The following is a 2,859-nucleotide window of genomic DNA, read 5'->3' as shown; positions in this document are numbered from 1 at the left end:
GCCGTACGCGTACGGGGGCTGCGGCGGGCCTACGGGGAGGTCGTCGCCCTCGACGGGGTGGATCTGGACTTCGGGGCGGGGACCTTCACCGCGGTGATGGGGCCGTCGGGGTCGGGGAAGTCGACGCTGTTGCAGTGCGCGGCGGGGCTCGACCGGCCGTCGGGCGGAACGGTCCGGGTCGACGGTGTGGAGCTGGCCGGGCTGAGCGAGCGGCGGCTGACCCTGCTGCGCCGGGACCGGATCGGTTTCGTCTTCCAGGCCTTCAACCTCCTCCCCTCCCTGACCGCCGCGCAGAACGTCGCCCTGCCGTTGCGGCTCGCCGGGCGGCGCCCCTCGCGGGGTTCGGTGCGCGAGGCGCTGGCCCGGGTGGGGCTGGCCGAGCGGGCCGGACACCGCCCCGCGCAGTTGTCCGGCGGACAGCAGCAGCGGGTCGCCCTGGCGCGCGCGCTGATCACCCGCCCCGCCGTGCTCTTCGGGGACGAGCCCACCGGGGCGCTGGACACCACGACCAGCCGTGAAGTGCTGCGCCTGTTGCGGGAGTTGGTGGACCGGGAGGGGCAGACCACGGTCATGGTCACCCATGACCCGGTGGCCGCGTCGTACGCGGACCGGGTGGTGTTCCTGGTCGACGGGCGGGTGAGCGGGGAACTGGTCCGGCCGTCGGTCGAGGCGGTGGCCGCGCGTATGGCGGGGCTGGAGCGGGTGGCGGACGGCGGCACCTTCGGAGGTGTGACGTGCTGACTCTGTCGTCGTTGCGTACGCGGTGGGCCGCGTTGCTCGGGTCGTTCGTCGCCGTGATGGTGGGGGTCGGGGTGCTGACGGCCATGGGGCTGGGGCTCGCGGCGTCACTTGATCCGCCCGCGCGTGCGCCGGAGCGTTTCGGCTCCTCCCCCGTCGTGGTGGCGGGCCTGGACAGACTCACGGTGGAGGTGCGGCGGGGGCCGGGCACGGCCCGGGTGTCGCAGGAGCTGGCCCATCCACACCCTGTGGACAAACGGTTGCTGACGGAGTTGCGGAAGCTGGGGCCGGTGACGACGGGCACCGGCGGGGCGGACGCGACCGGGGGCGACGCCGTCGCAGCGGACGCGGCCGGCGTCGACTCGGCCGGCGTCGACGCGGTCGGGGTGGACGCGCCCGTGGCCGAGGTGCGGGCGGTCGTCGGGGAGCGGGCGCGGGTGCTGACCGGTGACGCCCGGCGGCAGGTGGATCCGTCCCACGAGCGGGACGCCCAGGCGCTGGTCGCCGTGAACTCGCTGCTGGGGACGGCCGGCGGGGTCGCCGCGTTCGTGTCGGTGTTCGTGACGGCGTCCACGTTCGCGTTCGTGGTGGCGCTGCGCAGACGGGAGTTCGGGCTGCTGCGGATGGCGGGCGCGACCGCGGGTCAGGTACGGCGGATGCTGCTCGGCGAGGCCGTGGCGGTGGGGCTCGTGGCGTCCGGCGCCGGGTGTGCGCTGGGGGCGTGGGGGGCGCCGCTGCTCGTACGGGAGTTGGTGGACGGTGGGGTCGCGCCGACGTGGTTCGCGGTGCCGGGCACGGTGGTGTGGCCGTATCACCTGGCCTTCTGGACGGGGGTTTCGGTGGCCCTCGCGGGGGCCTGGGTGGCGGCGCGGCGGGCCGGGCGGATCGGGCCCGTGGAGGCGTTGCGCGACGCGTCCGTGGACACGGGGGTGCTGCCGCCGTCCCGCCGGGTGATCGGTTCGCTTCTGCTGGTGGGTGGACTGGGGCTGCTGGCCTGGAAGGTGGGGACGGACCCCGCCGAGCTGCTGAAGCGGAAGACGTACACGACCCAGCCGATGCTGCTGATCACGGCGGTGGCCGCGCTCGCGCCGCTGCTCGTGCGGCCGGTCGTCCGGCTGGTGGGTGCGGTGCTGCCCGGGGCCGCCGGGCTGCTGATCCGGGAGAACGCGGCCACGTCCGTACGCCGCACCGCGGCCGTCGCCGCTCCGGTGCTCGTGACCGTCGCGCTGGCCGGGTCGCTGCTGGGGGCCGCCGGGACGGTGGCCGGCGCGAAGGGCGTGGAGGCGGAGGCGCGGACCGGGGCGGACTTCGTCATCACGGGTGACGGGGGCCCGGGGCTGCGGGACGAGGCGGTGCGGGGTGCCGTCGGGGGCGGGGCGACGGTGGTCGGGTCGGCTTCCACCGCCGTGTACGTCGTGGAGGAGGGGACCGCGTTGGTGCGGTCCGAGGCGCAGGCGGTGACGGACGCGGCGGACCTCGCGACGGTGTCGCGGTTGCCGGTGGTCGCCGGGGACGTGCGGGATCTCGACGACCGGTCGATCGTCGTGAACGAGGAGTGGGAGCGGCACGAGGTCGGGCAGAGCGTGCGGGTGTGGCTCGGGGACGGGCGGCCGGTACGGCTGCGGATCGCGGCGGTGCTCGCGGAGGGCACCGGGGACAACGGGGCGTACGTGACGGCCGCGAACGCGGGTGGAGCGATGGTGGACCGGGTCGACGTGCGGGTCGCTCCGCGCGGGGGCGAGGTGGAGCGGGCGGGGGTGGCTGCGGCGCTCGAAGGGGCGCGGTCGGAGCGGGCCGGCTGGACGGTGCGGACGGCCGAGGAGTGGCTCGACGCGAACCGGCCCGGCACCAAGGCGCACACCCGGCTCGGGTTTCTCGTGGTGCTGGGGATCGCGCTCGTGTACGCGGGGATCTCGCTGGCCGGGACGTTGCTGATGGCCACGTCGGGGCGGGGCGCGGAGCTGCGGTCACTGCGGCTGGCCGGGGCGACGCGGGGTCAGGTGCGGGTCGTCGTGGTGGGTGAGGCGCTGGTGGCGGTCGCGGTGGGCGTACTGCTGGGGGCCGCGGTCACGGCCGTGAACCTCGCCGGGGTGGCGGGGGCGTTGGGAATGTTGTCGGCGC

At 75.9% G+C, this 2,859-nt stretch carries 2 protein-coding genes; both read left to right on the top strand.

Going from position 1 to position 2,859, the window contains the following annotated elements:
* Positions 1–741, top strand: a 741-nt coding sequence (locus P1P70_RS42965) for an ABC transporter ATP-binding protein (RefSeq protein ID WP_319247691.1), incomplete at its 5' end; no start/stop codon positions are given.
* Positions 735–2,859, top strand: a 2,125-nt coding sequence (locus P1P70_RS42960; protein ID WP_319247689.1) for an FtsX-like permease family protein, incomplete at its 3' end; no start/stop codon positions are given. The genes P1P70_RS42965 and P1P70_RS42960, both read left to right, overlap by 7 nt.

Origin of the sequence: Streptomyces sp. MB09-02B (assembly GCF_033794485.1) — a bacterium.
Taxonomy (GTDB): domain Bacteria; phylum Actinomycetota; class Actinomycetes; order Streptomycetales; family Streptomycetaceae; genus Streptomyces.
This window is presented reverse-complemented; position numbering and strand designations above follow the sequence as displayed.